The sequence below is a fragment of the Neorhizobium descurainiae genome, from assembly GCF_051400715.1.
Taxonomy (GTDB): Bacteria; Pseudomonadota; Alphaproteobacteria; order Rhizobiales; family Rhizobiaceae; genus Neorhizobium.
On sequence record NZ_JBLFFK010000016.1, the window covers coordinates 14,455 to 31,420 of the forward strand.

Genomic DNA, 16,966 nt, shown 5'->3' on the forward strand with positions numbered 1-16,966 from the left:
GTTTCCGCCTGGCGAAAGGATTGGGACTAGGATTGTCGGGTGAATTGAGGGACAAAGACGGGGCTTATCTTTCGCCACCTTCTTAGGATGTCTCCCATGCTCGCGACCGTGATCCCCGCCCCCGAAACCGTGCTTCTTGACGTGGAGGGCGTGACGGAGCGTTTTCCGGTGCGGCGGGTCTATTGCGTCGGCCGCAACTATGCCGACCACGCGCTCGAAATGGGTGGCGATCCGTCGCGCGAGCCGCCTTTCTTCTTCCAGAAGAATGCCGACAATCTCTATAACGGCGAGACCTTCCCCTACCCGCCGCTTTCGAGCAGCGTCCATCACGAGGTGGAACTGGTCGTGGCACTGTCGGCCGGTGGCGCCGATATAGCGGTCGGGGATGCGCTTTCCAAAATCTATGGCTATGCCGTCGGCATCGACTTCACCCGCCGCGACCTGCAGGATGTCGCGAAGAAGATGAGCCGCCCCTGGGAAGCGGCAAAGGCCTTCGAGAAGTCGGCGCCCGTCTCCGCCCTCGTCCCGGCCTCGAAGATCGGCCATCCGCAGGCGGGTAGCGTCTGGCTCGATGTCAACGGCCAGCGCAAGCAGTCCGGCGATCTGAACCAGCTTATCTGGAAGCTGCCGGAAATCATCGCCGAACTGTCGAAGCTCTTCGTGCTGGCGCCGGGCGATGTCATCATGACAGGCACGCCGGCCGGCGTCGGTCCGGTCGTCAAGGGCGACACGGTCGCCTGCGGCATCGAGAGTGTCGGAAAACTGTCGCTGACGGTCGCCTGATCCGGGACCAGGGAGGAGGAACCATGCCGCTTTACGCTCTCGGGGAATTCGAACCGAAGCTCCCTGCCCCGAATCGCTACTGGTTGGCGCCGGATGCCGCCGTCATCGGCAAGGTGGAGCTCGGCGAGGATGTCGGCATCTGGTTCGGCTCGGTGCTGCGCGGCGACAACGAACCCATCGTGATCGGCTCCGGCTCGAACATCCAGGAAGGCGTGATGATCCACACCGACCCGCGCTATCCGGTCAGGATCGGCAGGGATTGCACGATCGGCCACCACGCCATCATCCATGGCTGCATCATCGGCGACAATTCGCTGGTCGGCATGGGCGCGACGATCCTGAACGGCGCCAAGATCGGCAACAACTGCTTGGTCGGCGCCAATGCGCTGGTCACCGAAGGCAAGGAATTTCCGGACAATTCGCTGATCGTCGGTTCGCCCGCCAAGGCCATCCGCACGCTGGATGAGGAGGCGGCCGAGAAGCTGCGACAGTCGGCGGTGCGTTACGTCGAGAACTGGAAGCGTTTCGCCCGCGATCTTCGCCCGCTTTAGGCCGCGCTAAATTCAAGCGGCACAAGAGCTGCAGAGGCCCCGAATTTCGATCGTCGTCTTGGCCGGCTTGAAGCCTTTGCCCTTCGCCCAGTCGCCGAGGCGATGGTCGACCGCATGATCGTGGAATTCGGAAACGTGGCCGCAGCTCTCGCAGATCGCAAACGCGACCGTGCCGTGACCGTGCCCCTTGGCGCAGCAGTCGCTTTCCGGATGGGCGCAGGCGACGAAGGCATTCAGGCTTTCCAGCCGATGCACCATGCCGAATTCTAGGAGCTTGTCGAGCGCGCGGTAGACCTGCAGCGGCGCCCGGAATCCGTGGTCGCGCAGCTTGTCGAGGATCGTATAGGCGCTCATCGGCGCATCCGAACGGGTCAGCACGTCGAAGACGAGCGACTGGTTCTTGGTGAGCGCCGGTGAAGATACTGGTGCGTTCATGATCGCACTCCCGTGTTGCCGGCCCTGTCGGCCGTGTTTTTCCCCGCCGCGGGGATGAGGCTCAGAATGAAAAGTAAGAGCGCTGCGACCACGATGGAAGGGCCGGACGGCGTATCGTAGGTGAGCGAACCGACGAGACCGCCGATGACGGCGACAGCGCCGATCAGCGACGCGGCGACCGCCATGACTTCCGGGCTGGCGGAAAAGCGTCGCGCCGTGGCGGCGGGAATGATCAGCAGCGCGGTGATCAGCATGATGCCGACGATCTTCATGGCAATCGCGATGACTAGCGCCATCAGGAGCATGAAGAGGAGCCGCGCCTGGGCCGGCTTCATGCCTTCGGCTTCCGCCACGTCCTCGCTGACGGTGGAGGCGATCAGCGGCCGCCAGAGGAAGGCGAGTGCGGCGATCACCAGCGCGCCGCCACCCCAGATGAGCGCGATATCGGTGCGGGTGACGGCAAGGATGTCGCCGAACAGGAAAGCGACGAGATCGATGCGCACCCAGGTCATGAAGGCGACGAGCACGAGACCGATCGCCAGGGCCGAATGGGAAAGGATGCCGAGAAGCGCATCCGCCGAGAGCGACTGCCGCCGCTGCAGCATCAGCAGCAGCAGGGAGACGGCAACCGCGACGCCGAAGACGGAAATCAACAGATTGATCTGGAAAAAGAGCGACAGCGCCACGCCGAGCAGCGCCGAATGGGCCATGGTGTCGCCGAGATAGGCCATGCGCCGCCAGACGACGAAGCAGCCGAGCGGACCCGCCGTCAGCGCCACACCGACCCCGGCGACGAGTGCGCGGGTGAAGAAATCGTCAAGCACGGTCGCCTCCCTGAGCCCGCGCGTTGTCGCCATGGTGGTGGCCATGGTCATGATGGTCGTGCCCATCATGATGGTGATGCCCGTCGTCGGGATGGCAATGATCCGTGATCGAGCCGTCGCCGTGCAGCACCCGGCCGTCCGGCAGATGGGTATGGTCGTGGTGATGGCTGTACACGGCGAGCGAGCGGGTATTGCCGAAGAGTTTCAGGTAGTCGGCACTCTGGCTGACGGTTTCGGGCGTGCCGCGGCAGCAGATATGGCCGTTGAGGCAGATGACGGTATCCGTGCCGGCCATGACCATATGCAGGTCGTGCGAGATCATCAGGATGCCGCAGCCGGTCGAATTGCGGATCGAGCGGATGAGGTCGTAGAGTGCGCTCTCGCCGGCGAAATCGACGCCCTGCACCGGCTCGTCGAGCACCATGAGGTCCGGCTTGCGGGCGATCGCCCGGGCGAGCAAGGCGCGCTGGAACTCGCCGCCGGACAGATGCCGCACCTCCGCATCCACGAGATGCGTTATGCCGGTCGCCTTAAGCGCATCCGTCAACTCCGCATCGGGAAGCGGACCGGTGAGCCGCATCAGCCGCCGCACGGAAAGCGGCATGGTCCAGTCGATCGCGAGCTTCTGCGGCACATAGCCGATACGCATGCCGGAAGCCCTGGTAACCGCACCCTCGTCCGGGCGCAGCACGCCGATCGCCAGCTTCGCGGTCGTCGACTTGCCGGCGCCGTTCGGACCGATCAGCGTCACCACTTCGCCACGGCGGATCGAAAAGTCTACGCCGCGCACCAGCCAACGGCCATCGCGGCGGATGCCGGCATTTTCGAGCGACACAAGTTGGCTTTCGCTCTGAAGGGCCGCGGCCCGGTTGGTCATCAGCATGTTTTTCCGGAATCCCTGTTGTCACTGGCTATGACACACGTTATAGCATAACGCAATTGATGTAATAACATTACAATCCAAAGCAAGGACACATCATGAAACTCGCCGCTCTCTCCCTCCTGTCTGCCACCGCCCTCTTCACCGGCGCCGGCGCGGCTTCGGCAGCACCGGACGTCGTGGTTTCCATCAAGCCGATCCATTCGCTGGTAGCCTCGATCATGAAGGGCGTCAGCGAGCCGAAGCTGATCGTCGAGGGCGCCGCCTCGCCCCACACATTCTCGCTCAAGCCCTCCAACGCGGCTGCGATCGAAAGCGCCAATATCGTCTTCTGGGTCGGGCCCGGAATGGAAGCCTTTCTGGAAAAACCCCTGGAAGCCCTGGGCTCCAAGGCCACGGTGGTGGAACTTGAAGACGCGCCCGGTCTCGAAAAACTCCCCTTCCGCGAAGGCGGGGCCTTCGAGGCACATGACCATGGCGACCACGAGCATGAACATGCCGAGGGCGAAGAGCATGCGCATGAGGGTCACGAGCACGAACATGAGCACGGCGCCTTCGACACGCATCTCTGGCTCGATCCGTTGAACGCCAAGGCGATCGCCGCCGAGATCGAGAAGACGCTGGTCTCCGCCGATCCGGCGAATGCCTCGACCTATCAGGCCAATGCGGCGGCGCTGATGCAGAAGATCGACGCTCTGGACACGGAACTGAAGGCGATCGTGGAGCCGGTCAAGGACAAGCCCTTCATCGTCTTCCACGATGCCTACCAATATTTCGAAAAGCGCTACGGCGTGACCGTCGCCGGCTCGATCACGGTGAGCCCGGAAACCATGCCCGGTGCCGATCGGATCAGCCAGATCCACAAGAAGGTGACGGAGATCGGCGCCACTTGCGTCTTTGCCGAACCGCAGTTCGAGCCGAAACTGGTAGCCGTGGTGACGGAAGGAACGCCGGCCCGCTCGGGAACGCTCGATCCGGAAGCGGCAACGCTGAAGGAAGGTCCGGACCTTTATTTCGAGCTGATGCGCGGGCTTGCAAGCTCGATGAAGAATTGCCTGTCTCAGGGAACGTGAGAGGCGAAGGAAAGCACGATCGCCGATCACATAGCAGCGATTGATGCTAGGTCTGCGGGCGCTTGAAGGCGGCACCCGCAGGCCCACCTGTCTTTAGCGGGAGGCGATGATGCTGGAGATCACGCCGGTGGCGATGCCGACCAGCAGGAAGTCGTTGTCGACCCGGACCCAGTGGTAACCGCGCGGCGGAGCCGACAGGCGGTAACGGCGATAGTCGCGGATCTCGGCCATGCGGCGCCGTTCGGCAGGGCTCATGCGGTGACCCTTCACCCAGCGATGCTTGTGGACGACAACCTTCTTCTGGACATGGACACGCTTATCGACCCGCTTTTCCACGTGCCGGGAACGGTCGGGGCCGTTGCGCCAATCCTGCGCCTGCGCCATGGGAGCGGCAAGAACGGTTGCGGAAAGAAGGATGGCGAAGAACTTTTTCATCGGGGTGTCTCCTCGTGTTGACCACGCCTGGAAACTAGGCCCCGAATGATGAACCGTATCTGAACTGCGGAATTACATTTCTGTAATGAAATTATGACGTTCTGTTAATTTTTTGAAGTTGAACGTTGCTATTTTAACGCCTCATAAACGAAGCGGTCGAAATCGGCATGATTCGCCCTTCCCGACGTGTCGAAGGCGAAGACGCCGGCAAAGGCGCCGGTGAACGAACCGTGCTCGCCGCGCCCGCCTTCATCGGAAATCACGCCGGCGTCGAGCACGGGGCCGAGCGCCTGCCAGCCGTTCGAGCCGCCCGAGCGCCAGAAGAACCGCAGATCGTTGTCGCGGATCTCCATCGCCAGATGGACCGGACCGTCCGGAACGGAGACGCCGCTGCCTGCGGGAAAGCTCATGCGGCCGTGCGGAAAATCGCCGGGGCATGAGAAGATCGTCACCACCCGGCCGATCTTCTCATGCAGCGTGACGACGACCGCATGGAATTTGTGGCGGTTGTAATAATGCGTCAGCCCGGCGACCTGCTGGTAGGTGTCGGGCGAGAATTCCACCACCGTTTCGGCGCGGAAGGAATGGTGTTCCTGTCGGCGCGCGACCAGCGACTGCTCGAACCATGAGCCGATGCTCTCGCGGCCGAAGAGACGCAGATGACCGGGGCGCGCCGAAAGGCTGAAAATCCGCTCCGGATAGGGCGTCCTCAGCCACTGGAATTCCGGCGGCAGCGTTGAGCCGTCAAATGTGCTTTCGATGCGTGCCGGTTCCCCGATCGGCTCCAGGTCGGCCGGCGCGGGTACGTCAACGTCCGGCACCACGCCGCCCTGGGCGAGGTAGAGCCAGTCGTCCTCCCAGATGCATTTCTGGATCGCCGTTTCGCGGCCGAGCGTGCAACGCCGCATGGGCGCCAGCGGACGTCCGCAGAGATGCGTATGATAGGCCTCGCCCTCCGGCGTCTCGACATATTGCCCATGGCCGGCACGCTGGAGCGCGGCCTTCGGATGGTCCTTCGACGTGATGAGATGCGTCTGCGGATGCATCTCGTATGGACCGTCGATCGTTCGCGAACGCGCCATGGTGACGGCATGGTCGTAGCCCGTCCCGCCTTCGGCGGTCGTCAGATAGTACCAGCCGTTCCGTTTGAAGAGATGCGGACCCTCGACGAGGCCAAGCGGGCTGCCGGCGAAAATGTTCTTGATCGGGCCTTTCAAGGCCTTCATTTTTGGGTCCCATTCCTGCAGCAGTATGCCGTCGAAAGCCGGATGTTTCGGAGCCCCGCCAAAACTCTCGGTGCGGTGGTTCCACTGCATGTTGAGGAACCATTTCCGGCCGTCGTCGTCATGGAAGAGCGACGGATCGAAGCCGGAGGAATTGACGTAGACCGGGTCGGACCATTCGCCCTCGATTGTCGGGGAGGTAACAATGTAGTTGTGGGCGTCCTTGAAATTGCCGTCCAACCGCTTGACGTCCGTATAGACGAGAAAGAACAGCCCGTCCGCATGGGAAAGGCACGGTGCCCAGATGCCGCAGCTGTCGGGATTGCCGCGCATGTCGAGCTGGCTCGCGCGCTCCAGCGGCCGGCGCACCAGCGTCCAGTTCACCAGGTCACGCGAGTGGTGGATCTGCACGCCCGGATACCATTCGAAGGTCGAGGTGGCGATGTAATAATCCTCGCCGACACGGCAGATGGACGGATCGGGGTTGAAGCCCGGCAGGATCGGGTTGCGGATCATGTCTCCTCCCAAAACAAATGTATTCCAATGCCCCTCATCCGGCTGCCGCCACCTCTCCCCGCATGCGGGGAAAAGGATGCTGGAGCGCCGGCCGTGCCGCACATCCCTTCTCCCCGTTAAAATCGGAGAAGGTCCGGGGATGAGCGGGTAGGCTCCGAACTCTCCGTTGATCGCTTACCGCTGCGGCCCCTTCCGCTCGGCCGAAGCGGCCCAGAGATTGATGTCGGCATCCTTCGCGTAAGTATCGATCTCCGCCAGCTCCTCGGCCGTGAAATCGGGTTTTTCGAGCGCCTTCACACAATCCTCCACCTGTTCCGGCCGGCTGGCGCCGATCAGCGCCGTCGTGACGCGATCGCCGCGCAGCACCCATGCAATCGCCATCTGCGCCAGCGTCTGGCCGCGCCTTTCCGCGATCGCGTTGAGCGCACGCAAGTTCGCGATATTCTTCTCGTTGAGGAATTCCGAACGAAGCGATTTGGCCTTCGCCGCGCGGCTGTCCTCCGGAATGCCGCCGAGATATTTCGAGGTCAGCATGCCCTGCGCCAGCGGCGAGAAGACGATCGAACCGATTCCGAGATCGTCGAGCGTGTCGAGAAGGCCATCCTCCTCGACCCAGTGGTTGATCATCGAATAGCTCGGCTGGTGGATGAGGATCGGCGTGCCGAGCTCCTTCAGGATCGCCGCAGCTTCGCGGGTGCGCTTCGAACTGTAGGACGAGATGCCGACATAGAGCGCCCTGCCCGAACGGACGATGTGGTCGAGCGCGCCGCAGGTCTCTTCGAGCGGCGTCTCCGGGTCGAAACGGTGCGAATAGAAGATGTCGACATAGTCGAGGCCCATGCGCTTGAGGCTCTGGTCGCACGAGGCGATCAGATATTTGCGGCTGCCCCACTCGCCGTAAGGACCTGGCCACATATTGTAGCCGGCCTTGGACGAGATGATCAGCTCGTCGCGGTACCCGCGGAGATCCTCGCGCAGGATCTGGCCGAAGGCGAGTTCGGCGCTGCCGGGCTTGGGACCGTAATTGTTGGCGAGGTCGAAATGGGTGATGCCGAGATCGAAGGCTTTGCGGGCGATCGCGACCTTCCGCTCATGGGGCGTGTCGTCGCCGAAATTGTGCCAGAGGCCGAGCGAGATCGCCGGAAGCTTGAGCCCCGAACGGCCGCAGCGGTTGTATTTCATGGTTTCGTAGCGGTTTGCCGCCGGTTGCCAGGTCATGATCGAAGTCCTCCGGATGAAATGCGGCGCTAAGAAGCGCGCCGCATTCATAGAGCAATTCCGGGAAAAGTGGGAACCGGTTTTCCCCTCCGGGATCAGCGCAGCAGCGCCAGCGCCTCGTCTATGCCAAGCGCGGCGGGCTGGGTGCAGGTCGTGGTGAGTTCGATGAACCGGTGCTCTTCGCCGGATTTCAGGATCGAGGCCATGACATCCACGCCGTGCAGCGTGCGCTCCAGCGAGCAGCGTGCATCGCGTCCCTCGATCAGCGCCATCGCCATGTCCGCGAGACCGGCGGTGCGATAGTTGGCGCGCGGCCCCTGCGGACTTTCCTGGTTGAGGATGCCGAAGGGATGCTCCCAGGGCTCCAGCGGCTCGATGGTCTTGTTGCGGCCGCTCGCCTCCACCACACCGCCGAAGAAGTTCGGATCCGGCACGAAGAGCGAGCCTTCGGTGCCGTAGAGCTCCATGTTCGCATGGCGGTGCGACCAGACATCCCAGCTTGCCGACAGCGTGATGGTGGCCCCATTCGCGAATTCGAGCAGCGCATGGATATTGGTCGGCGTCTCGACCGGGATCACCTGTCCTTTGAGCGGCTCGCTGGTAACGGTCCGGGTCTTGTTCGCCATGGATGTGAGCGCCGCCACGCGCTTCACCGGTCCGAGGAAGTTGATGAGGTTGGCGATGTAATAGGGTCCGAGGTCGAGGATCGGCCCGCCGCCTTCCAGGAAGAAGAAGCCGGGGTTCGGATGCCACATCTCCATGCCGGGGCTCATGACATGGCAGGTGCCGGAGGTGATACGGCCCACGCCTCCCTCGTCGATATACTTGCGGGCGAGCTGATGGGCGCCGCCGAGGAAGGTATCGGGCGCACAGCCGACGGAAAGCCCCTTCTCTTTCGCGAGCTTCTGCAGCGCCTTGCCCTCTTCGAGCGTGATCGTCAGCGGCTTTTCCGAGTAGACGTGCTTTCCCGCTTCGAGGATCGCCCTGGAGACGGAGAAATGCGCCGCCGGAATGGTCAGGTTGACGATCACGTCCAGCTCGTCATTGTCGAGCAGCTCGGCGATCGACTGCGCCTTGACGCCGTATTCCTCGGCGCGCATCTCGGCCGCCTCCTTGTTGAGGTCGGCGCAGGCAAGCACTTTGAGCCCCTTGAAAAGGGGCGCCAGCTTGAAATAGGTGGTGGAAATATTGCCGCATCCGATGATGCCGACACCAAGTTCCCTGGGCATGAAAAACTCCGGAATCTTCTGATCAATAGGTCTTGAAGGAGGCGATCGAGCGGGTCAGCAGCCGCTCGACATCCTTCGGATTGTCGTGTTCGAGCACGTAATGTCTTGCCGGCGTTTTTCTCAGCGCCGCCATCAGGTCCTTCCACGGCACGGTGCCGTGGCCGACATCCGCCCAGCCGTCCTCGTCGATATTCTCGCCGGCCGGCGCGATATCCTTCACATGCACGGCCGAGATGCGCCTGCCGTAGCTTTCGATCCAGGCATAGGGGTCGGCGCCGCCGCGGATGAGCCAGGCGATATCCGCTTCCCAGGCGAGATCGGGGCCACCGGCCAGGATCTGCTCCTGCGGCGTCGAACCGTCGGCAAGCGCCTTGAACTCGAAATCATGGTTGTGCCAGCCGAACGTATAGCCGGCATCCTGATAGCGTTTGCCAGCTTCCTGCAGGCGCCGGCCGAAGGCGAACCAGCCGGCGGCGTCGCCCGGCCGCTGGTCAGGCATGAGGAAGGGGCAATAGATCGCCTCGATGCCGAGGATTTTCGCGATCAGCAGCGCCTGTTCCGGCTCCTTTTCGAGAAGATCGAGGCCGAAATGGCCGGTCGGCATGGTCAGCCCGTTGGCGTCGAGATCAGCGCGCAGCGCTTTCAGACCGGCCTCGTCGAGCGTCGCGTAGATGCCGCCGTAACCCTCGACTTCCGAATAGCCGGCACGGGCGACGAGTTTCAGGATGTCGGAAAGCGGCGGGAAATTGCGGGCGCAATAGAGCTGGAAACCGAGCTTCGTCATGTGCTTCTCCTCGAAATGGACCTCAGCCTGCCGCCTGGCAGGAATAGAGGTCGTAGATGCGGAATTGCGGAGCCGTGCCGCCCGGCGCGGCGGGAGTGAAGGTGATGCGCCGGCTCTCGCCGGCGGCCAGATCGAAAGCGTTGTCGGAATAGCGGCCGGGCGTGGTGCTCTCGATCAGCACGAAGAGCGCCAGTCCCCTCGCCTGCACGAGCAGGTCGAAAGCGCCGCCATCTGCAGGTGACACGAAGAGTTCGAGGCCCGGCGGTTCAAGTTCCAGCGCCTTGTAGGTGCCAGGAACATAATGCCCCTCGCCGCCCGTGCCGTTGGAAGCGGTGAAGCTCCAGGCGAGGATTGCTTGATCGGGAATATGCGTCGTGGGCAAGGTCAGGGCCGTGATCGCGGCGTTCGGCGTGCAGACGACTTCGACGCTTCGCAGCGACGTACGTTCGCCCTTGAGCGTGAGCAGCGAGAGGTTGATGGTGACCGCGACGTCCGCGGGCGTGTCGTTGACCAGTGACAGGCGGATTTCCCGTCCGTCCTCCGACGGGATGGCCGCCACGGCGACCGGCTGGAAGAAACGCCACGCCAGGTAATGCAGCACCTTCCAGCTTCCGCCGTAATCGAGGCTGGACCAGGAGGCGACCGGCCAGGTGTCGTTGAGCTGCCAATAGAGCGTGCCCATGCAATGAGGCTTCAGAGAGCGCCAGTAGTCGACGGCCGTCCTGATCGCGATCCCCTGCTGCACCTGGCTCAAATAGACGAAATTCGGGAAATCCCTGGGAAAGCGGAAATTGCGGAACATCGTGCCGGCGATGCGCTCGTTGCCGCCGGCATTCTTCTGGTGATGCTCCATCACCGGCGAAGCGATGTTCATGTCTCTCGGGTTCGCATATGTCTCGATGACCGGCAGCGACGTATAGGACTGGAAACCGAATTCCGAGCAGAAGCGCGGCCGGACCGAACGGTAATCGTCGAACGGCTTGTTCTCGTGCCAGACAGACCAGTAATGCATGTCGCCGGAACCGTCCGCATGCCACGCATCGCCGTAGTCGAGGTATCCGGAGGCCGGGCTCGACGGCCACCAGATCGCGTCGGGCGCGGCTTTCTTCACAGCCTGTTCGATCGTGCGGTTCAGCCGGTCGTAGTTGACGAGGTAACGGTCGCGGTTTTCCCTCGATTCCGGAAACCAGTTGAGCGCGCCGACGAGCTCGTTATCGCCGCACCAGAGGACGATCGAGGGATGGGAACTCAGCCGGCGGACCTGATAGTCTACCTCAGCCTCGACGTTTTCGAGGAAATCCGGCGTCGAAGGATAGAGGTTGCAGGCGAACTGGAAATCCTGCCAGACCATCAGGCCGAGCCGGTCGCAAAGGTCGTAGAACCAGTCCGCCTCGTAAAAGCCTCCGCCCCAGACACGGATCATGTTCATATGCGCATCGACGGCAGAGCGCAGCAGGTCCTCGGTCTTTTCCCGGCTTGTCAGCGAGAAGAGCGCATCCTCCGGAATCCAGTTGGCGCCGCGGCAGAAGATCTCGCGGCCATTGATGCGGAAGGCGAAACGGCTGCCTGCCTCGTCCGGATCGGTCAGGAGTTCGACCGTGCGCAGGCCGATCTGGCGGACGACCGTCTCGGATGGAATTTCGACCTCCAGCCGATATAATGTCTGCTCGCCGCTACCCGCCGGCCACCAGAGTTTCGGCTCTTCGATATGGAAGACGTGAGTGATCACCGTTTCGCCAGGTCGCACGCCACAATCGAGTCTGACGCGCTCGTCGCCGAGCAAGACGTGAACCGGCAACACACCCGGCTCCTCGGCATGGAACGTCACGGTCACATGGAGGTCGACCGCACCGCCATCATGTCTCTGACTGGTGACGACATGTTCGATGCGGGCGGTTTCGAGCTTCTTCAGCGCAATCCCGCCATAGAGGCCGAGCGGCGCCAGCGCGATATTCCAGTCCCAACCGAAATGGCATTGCGGCTTGCGTAGCATGTTTCCGTTCGGGATCGGGGAATTTGCGGTGGAATAGGGAATGTAGAAGGGCTGCCGCGCCTGGCGTTCCGCCCCTGCCGTGATGCTGGAGCGGAAAAGGATACGGATCGTATTCCTGCCTGGCTTCAGTGCCTTCGACACGTCCGGCCGGTAGCGGCGGAAGCAGTTGTCGGCTCCCAGAACCATGACATCGTTGACGAAGACGGTCGCAACGGTATCGAGATAGGTGATGTCGAGATACCAGGAGCCGTCCGGATCATCGAGAGTGAACTGCCGCTCGACCACCCAGTCCTCATGAGCGACCCATTGCACCTCGTTTTCGTTGCGGCCGAAATACGGGTCGGGGATGATCCCGGCGGATTTCAGCGCGCCGTGCACATCGCCGGGCACGGGCATCTTGGTGCGATGCGTTCCGTTTGCGGAAGAAAGCTGCCATGTGCCGGAGAGGTCGATGGATATCATTGCATCTGTCCGAAAAAGCTATGGCGTGCCGATCCGGCCCCCCTTTGACCTGACTGCAGCATCAGATGCGCTCTTCCGTCTCGGCATCGAACAACGAGGCCATGGTCATGTCGAAGGCGAGCCGGACCTTGGCCCCGACCGCATAGCGCCGGGCGCCGCCGATGCGCACCGACAACGTATGGCCGGCATGTTTGAGCCAGATGAGATTGTCGGCGCCCATCGGCTCTTCGATATCGACCACCGCCTCGTGCACTTCGCCGCCGGAAATGTCGCCGTCCACCTTGATATGCTCCGGCCGGACGCCCAGGATGACCTTGCCGCCCGGGGCAAGCGGCCGCGCGGCGTCGTAGCCGTCGAGCGAGAAACTGATGCCGTTGGTCCTGAACACCACGCGGCCGCCCTCCTCCGCCAGTTCGCCCGTCAGAAAATTCATCGACGGCGAGCCGATGAAGCCCGCGACGAACCGGTTCTTCGGCCGGTTGTAGATCGTCACCGGATCGTCGAGCTGCTGGATGACGCCGCTTTTCATGATGGCGATGCGGTCGGCGAGCGTCAGCGCCTCGATCTGGTCGTGGGTGACGTAGATCATCGTGTTCTTAAGCGCCTGATGCAGCCGCTTGATCTCGACGCGCAGTTCCGAGCGCAGCTTGGCGTCGAGGTTCGAGAGCGGCTCGTCGAACAGGAAGACGTCCACGTCGCGCACCAGCGCGCGGCCGATCGCGACGCGCTGGCGCTGGCCGCCGGAAAGTTCGGCAGGCTTGCGTTTGAGGAGCGGCTCGATCTGCAGGATGCCCGCGGCGCGCGCCACGCGGCGGTCGATCTCCTCCCTCGCCATCTTGGCGACGCGCAGGCCGAAGGAGAGATTCTTCTCAACCGTCATCTGCGGATAGAGCGCATAGGACTGGAAGACCATGCCGATGCCGCGGTCCTTGGGCTCCTCCCAGGTGACGTTCCTGTCCTTGATGAAGATCTGCCCCTCGGTCGGCTCGAGCAGTCCGGCGATGCAGTTGAGCAGCGTGGACTTTCCGCAGCCGGACGAGCCGAGCAGCACCAGGAATTCGCCGTCGCGGATGTCGAGGTTCAGGTTTTCCAGCACCTTCACCGAGCCGAAGGAAAGCGACAGCTCACGGATGGAAACGCTGCTCTTCGGGCGGATGGAAACAGTGTCGTGCATCAGGCTTTACCCTTTGACTGCGCCGGCGGCGATGCCGCGGACGAAAAGCCGGCCGGAGATGAAATAGACGATCAGTGGAACGGCGCCTGTCAGCAGCGTCGCCGCCATGTTGACGTTGTATTCCTTCACGCCCTGAACCGAGTTGACGATGTTGTTGAGCTGCACGGTCATCGGATAGGTATCCGGCCGGGTGAACACGACGCCGAACAGGAAGTCGTTCCAGATGCCGGTCACCTGCAGGATCATCGCGACCACGAAGATCGGCAGCGACATGGGCAGCATGATCCGGAAATAGATCTGCCAGAAGCCTGCTCCGTCGATGCGCGCCGCCTTGAAAAGCTCGACCGGAAGCGAGGCGAAATAGTTGCGGAAGAGCAGCGTCAGGATCGGCATGCCGAAGATCGTGTGCACGACGACCAAGCCGGTGAGCGTGCCGTAGATGCCCATTTCCCGCAGCACGATGACGATCGGATAGATCATCACCTGATAGGGAATGAAGGCGCCGACGATGAGGATCGAGAAGAAGAGTTCGGCGCCCTTGAACCGCCAGTTGGCGAGCGCATAGCCGCTCACCGACGCCACCGCGATCGACACGACGACCGACGGCACAAGGATGCGCACGGAATTCCAGAAGCCGCGTGAAAGTCCGTCGCAGTTGAGCCCCGTGCAGGCCTCAGCCCAGGCCTTGACCCAGGGCTCGAAGGTGATCTCCAGCGGCGGCGAGAAGATGTTGCCGAGCCGGATTTCCGGCATTCCCTTGAGCGATGTGACGACCATTACATAGAGCGGCAGGAGGTAATAGAGTGCCGCGACGATCAGCGTGCCGTAAAGCATGACGTTGCGGCGCGAGAGGACCCGTCGCGGCTTGCGGCCGCTGGGGCCGGAAGCAAGGCGCGAGGAAACGGCATCGATGCTTGCTGCAGTCGTGTTGAGGGTGGAAATATTAGCCACGCTTGCGCCCTCCGAACTCCAGATAGGCCCACGGAATGATGATGATCGCGACGGTCAGCAGCATCATCGTGGAGGCGGCGAACCCCTGGCCGAGATTCTGGGCCTGGAACATGTAATCGTAGACGTATTTCGCCGGCACTTCGGAGGCATTGCCGGGGCCGCCGCTCGTCTGGGCCACGACGAGATCGTAGACCTTCACGATGCCGCTCGCGATCAGCACGAGCGTGGTGATGAAGACCGGGCGCATCATCGGAATGACGATGAGAAGATAGGTCTTCCACATCGGGATGCCGTCGACCCGCGCGGCCTTCCAGATGTCCTCGTCGATGCCGCGCAGGCCCGCGAGCATCAGGCACATGACGAGGCCGGTGCCCTGCCAGAGCGCCGCGATCAGGATGCCGTAGATGACGATATCGGGGTCATAGAGCGGATCGAAGCTGAAGCCGGTCCAGCCGAGCGAGCGGACCACCGACTGGACGCCGAACTCCGGATTGAGCACCCATTGCCAGACAAGCCCGGTGACGATGAAGGAGAGCGCGAACGGATAGAGGAAGATGGTGCGGAAGGCGTTTTCGAAGCGGATCTTCTGGTCCATCAGGGCGGCCAGCACGAAGCCGATGACCAGACTGAAGATCAGCGAGAGAATGCCGTAGATCGCCAGATTCTGGATCGAGATGATCCAGCGGGAAGAGGCCCAGAGCCGCTCATATTGGTCCAGGCCGACGAAATTCAGCCGCGGCAGGAGCCTTGAATTGGTGAAGGAATAGATCACCGTCCAGATCGTGCCGCCGAGAAAGATCACGCTGGCGACCAGGATCATCGGAATGGAAGCGATCTTGGAATTGAGATTGCGGAACAGATGGTTCGGCCGTCCGGCCGCTGCCTGTTTGACCATGCTGGGCCATCCTCCGTTGAAAAAAGAAGCTTGGAAGGAGCCGGCCGCCGCCGGTTATGGGGCAGCCGTCACGAAGACGGCCGCCCCCGCGCTGCGGGAAAGATCAATCGGCGGAGCCGATGATATCCGCGAAGCGCTTCTGCGCGTCTTCCGGCGTGATCGAGGCACTCGCGAAGAACTCGGACATCAGGTCCTCCTTCTGCTTCTGCGTATCCTGCGACAGCAGTTGGTCCGTGCTGATCACGACGTTCCCTTTGGCGAGAATATCCAGCCCCTTCTTCATGCAGTCATTGGCAGCGGCGATATCGACGTCACCCCGGATAGGAACCGATCCCTTCTTCAGGTTGAAGGCAACCTGAACCTTGGGATCGACGATGGTTTCGGCCAGGATATCCTGCGCCTTCGACTTCGCCTCATCCTTCAGAACCGGGAAATAGAAGGCATCGCCGCCGGTCGCCAGGAACTGATTGAGGCCGAGGCCCGGCAGGCAGGAATAGTCCGTTCCGGCCGTCTTTCCGGCAATCTGGAACTCGCCCTGCGCCCAATCGCCCATGATCTGGCCTCCGGCCTTGCCGGTAATCACCATATTGGTCGCCTGGTTCCAATCCTGGACATTGCTGCCCTTGGCCATCTGACGGGCCTGGTCTGCGGCGGCGAATATCTTCGCCATCTCGGGACCGGCGGCAACCTCCTCGTCCTTGTCCTTGTAGACCTTCTCGTAAAGCTCCTTGCCGCCGATCGAGATGGTCAGGGTGTCGAAGAGGCCGTTTGCCTGCCAGGGCTGGCCGCCCATCGCAAGCGGCTGGATGCCTGCCTTCTGCAGCGCCGGCGCGGCGGCAGCGAATTCATTCCAATTCTTCGGCACGGGTACGCCAGCCGCCTTGAACGCGTCGTTCGAAAGCCACAGCCACTGCCAGGAGTGGATGTTGATCGGCGCGCAATAGATCTTGCCGTCGATGGTGCAGGAATCGAGCAGGCTCGATGGACGGATGATTTCCTTCCACTTGCCCTTTTCCGCCACGTCGGTGAGGTCGCGCATCAGGCCTTCCTGCACCAGTTCCTCGGCCTGCCGGCCGTGGTTGAACTGCGTCGCACCCATCGGGTCGCCGCCCGTGATGCGGCTGATCATGATCGGCCGCGCCGTGCTGCCGGCACCGGCAATCGCGCCGTCGATCCACTTATTGCCAGTCGCGTCGAATGCCTTGGCGAGCTCCGCGACCGCCGCGGCCTCGCCTCCGGACGTCCACCAATGGGTGACCTCGAGATCGGTGGCATGAGCGGCGCCAAACGGAAACACTGCAGTTGCGGCCAGAAAAGCCGTCGTTGCACGAATATTCATGAGTCTCCTCCCTCACTGAAACGTTGCCGTAAAAACGTAGGCCAATCGCAAAAGTCACGCAACCGATTTTATTCGAAAAAATTCGGGATTCGAGAAAATACAATCATAGAGAGAAAAACCGACTAATGGGAGCGATAAAATAAACGCATAAACTTTGAAATTTATGGAATAATCGATGTTTTCTCCAATGTATGGCTTCCG

At 62.1% G+C, this 16,966-nt stretch carries 16 protein-coding genes; 3 read left to right on the forward strand and 13 right to left on the reverse strand.

The window, feature by feature from the left end; all coding sequences use genetic code 11:
- Nucleotides 1-96 precede the first annotated feature (96 nt).
- Nucleotides 97-783 carry a fumarylacetoacetate hydrolase family protein gene (locus tag ACMGE0_RS23160; RefSeq protein WP_436818256.1) on the forward strand — a complete coding sequence of 229 codons (687 nt, stop codon included), beginning with the start codon at nucleotides 97-99 and terminating at the stop codon, nucleotides 781-783.
- A gap of 23 nt (nucleotides 784-806) precedes the next feature.
- A complete protein-coding gene (locus ACMGE0_RS23165) occupies nucleotides 807-1,334 on the forward strand; it encodes a gamma carbonic anhydrase family protein (RefSeq protein WP_436818257.1) in 528 nt (175 codons plus the stop codon).
- 12 nt (nucleotides 1,335-1,346) lie between these two features.
- Here the strand turns inward: ACMGE0_RS23165 and ACMGE0_RS23170 are convergent, their stop codons facing one another.
- From ACMGE0_RS23170 to ACMGE0_RS23180, 3 genes are read right to left on the reverse strand one after another with little or no spacing between them, the layout of a single operon-like run.
- Nucleotides 1,347-1,769 (reverse strand): Fur family transcriptional regulator, encoded by a 423-nt coding sequence (locus ACMGE0_RS23170; RefSeq protein ID WP_436818258.1) that lies wholly within the window; start codon nucleotides 1,767-1,769, stop codon nucleotides 1,347-1,349.
- Nucleotides 1,766-2,593, reverse strand: a complete 828-nt coding sequence (locus tag ACMGE0_RS23175) for a metal ABC transporter permease (RefSeq protein WP_436818376.1) — start codon at nucleotides 2,591-2,593, stop codon at nucleotides 1,766-1,768. The genes ACMGE0_RS23170 and ACMGE0_RS23175 overlap by 4 nt, the downstream gene beginning before the upstream one ends.
- Nucleotides 2,586-3,476: an ATP-binding cassette domain-containing protein gene (locus tag ACMGE0_RS23180; RefSeq protein WP_436818259.1), complete on the reverse strand. Its 891-nt coding sequence runs from the start codon at nucleotides 3,474-3,476 to the stop codon at nucleotides 2,586-2,588. Before ACMGE0_RS23180 ends, ACMGE0_RS23175 begins: the two co-directional genes overlap by 8 nt.
- A 95-nt stretch (nucleotides 3,477-3,571) precedes the next feature.
- Between ACMGE0_RS23180 and znuA the strand changes: the two genes are divergently transcribed.
- Complete coding sequence (gene znuA, locus ACMGE0_RS23185; RefSeq protein ID WP_436818260.1) at nucleotides 3,572-4,546, forward strand: zinc ABC transporter substrate-binding protein ZnuA; 975 nt, start codon at nucleotides 3,572-3,574, stop codon at nucleotides 4,544-4,546.
- Between the two features lie 93 nt (nucleotides 4,547-4,639).
- Here znuA and ACMGE0_RS23190 read toward each other — a convergent pair whose 3' ends face one another.
- The 10 genes from ACMGE0_RS23190 to ACMGE0_RS23235 form a co-directional block, all read right to left on the reverse strand.
- Nucleotides 4,640-4,981 (reverse strand): RcnB family protein, encoded by a 342-nt coding sequence (locus ACMGE0_RS23190; protein WP_436818261.1) that lies wholly within the window; start codon nucleotides 4,979-4,981, stop codon nucleotides 4,640-4,642.
- Between the two features lie 128 nt (nucleotides 4,982-5,109).
- Complete coding sequence (locus ACMGE0_RS23195) at nucleotides 5,110-6,720, reverse strand: glycoside hydrolase family 43 protein (protein WP_436818262.1); 1,611 nt, start codon at nucleotides 6,718-6,720, stop codon at nucleotides 5,110-5,112.
- A gap of 174 nt (nucleotides 6,721-6,894) precedes the next feature.
- On the reverse strand, nucleotides 6,895-7,938 hold the full coding sequence (mgrA, locus tag ACMGE0_RS23200) for an L-glyceraldehyde 3-phosphate reductase (RefSeq protein ID WP_436818263.1): 1,044 nt from the start codon (nucleotides 7,936-7,938) through the stop codon (nucleotides 6,895-6,897).
- Nucleotides 7,939-8,033: 95 nt separating this feature from the next.
- Nucleotides 8,034-9,167 (reverse strand): Gfo/Idh/MocA family protein, encoded by a 1,134-nt coding sequence (locus tag ACMGE0_RS23205; RefSeq protein ID WP_436818264.1) that lies wholly within the window; start codon nucleotides 9,165-9,167, stop codon nucleotides 8,034-8,036.
- A 22-nt stretch (nucleotides 9,168-9,189) separates the two neighbouring features.
- On the reverse strand, nucleotides 9,190-9,951 hold the full coding sequence (locus ACMGE0_RS23210) for a sugar phosphate isomerase/epimerase family protein (protein ID WP_436818265.1): 762 nt from the start codon (nucleotides 9,949-9,951) through the stop codon (nucleotides 9,190-9,192).
- Nucleotides 9,952-9,973: 22 nt separating this feature from the next.
- Nucleotides 9,974-12,406 carry a beta-mannosidase gene (locus ACMGE0_RS23215; protein ID WP_436818266.1) on the reverse strand — a complete coding sequence of 811 codons (2,433 nt, stop codon included), beginning with the start codon at nucleotides 12,404-12,406 and terminating at the stop codon, nucleotides 9,974-9,976.
- A gap of 61 nt (nucleotides 12,407-12,467) precedes the next feature.
- The gene (locus ACMGE0_RS23220; protein ID WP_436818267.1) at nucleotides 12,468-13,580 is read right to left on the reverse strand and encodes an ABC transporter ATP-binding protein; all 1,113 of its coding nucleotides are present in this window, start codon (nucleotides 13,578-13,580) and stop codon (nucleotides 12,468-12,470) included.
- A gap of 6 nt (nucleotides 13,581-13,586) precedes the next feature.
- Complete coding sequence (locus ACMGE0_RS23225) at nucleotides 13,587-14,531, reverse strand: carbohydrate ABC transporter permease (protein WP_436818268.1); 945 nt, start codon at nucleotides 14,529-14,531, stop codon at nucleotides 13,587-13,589.
- Nucleotides 14,524-15,426 carry a carbohydrate ABC transporter permease gene (locus ACMGE0_RS23230; RefSeq protein ID WP_436818269.1) on the reverse strand — a complete coding sequence of 301 codons (903 nt, stop codon included), beginning with the start codon at nucleotides 15,424-15,426 and terminating at the stop codon, nucleotides 14,524-14,526. Before ACMGE0_RS23230 ends, ACMGE0_RS23225 begins: the two co-directional genes overlap by 8 nt.
- A gap of 103 nt (nucleotides 15,427-15,529) precedes the next feature.
- A complete protein-coding gene (locus ACMGE0_RS23235) occupies nucleotides 15,530-16,765 on the reverse strand; it encodes an ABC transporter substrate-binding protein (protein WP_436818270.1) in 1,236 nt (411 codons plus the stop codon).
- Between the last annotated feature and the right edge of the window lie 201 nt (nucleotides 16,766-16,966).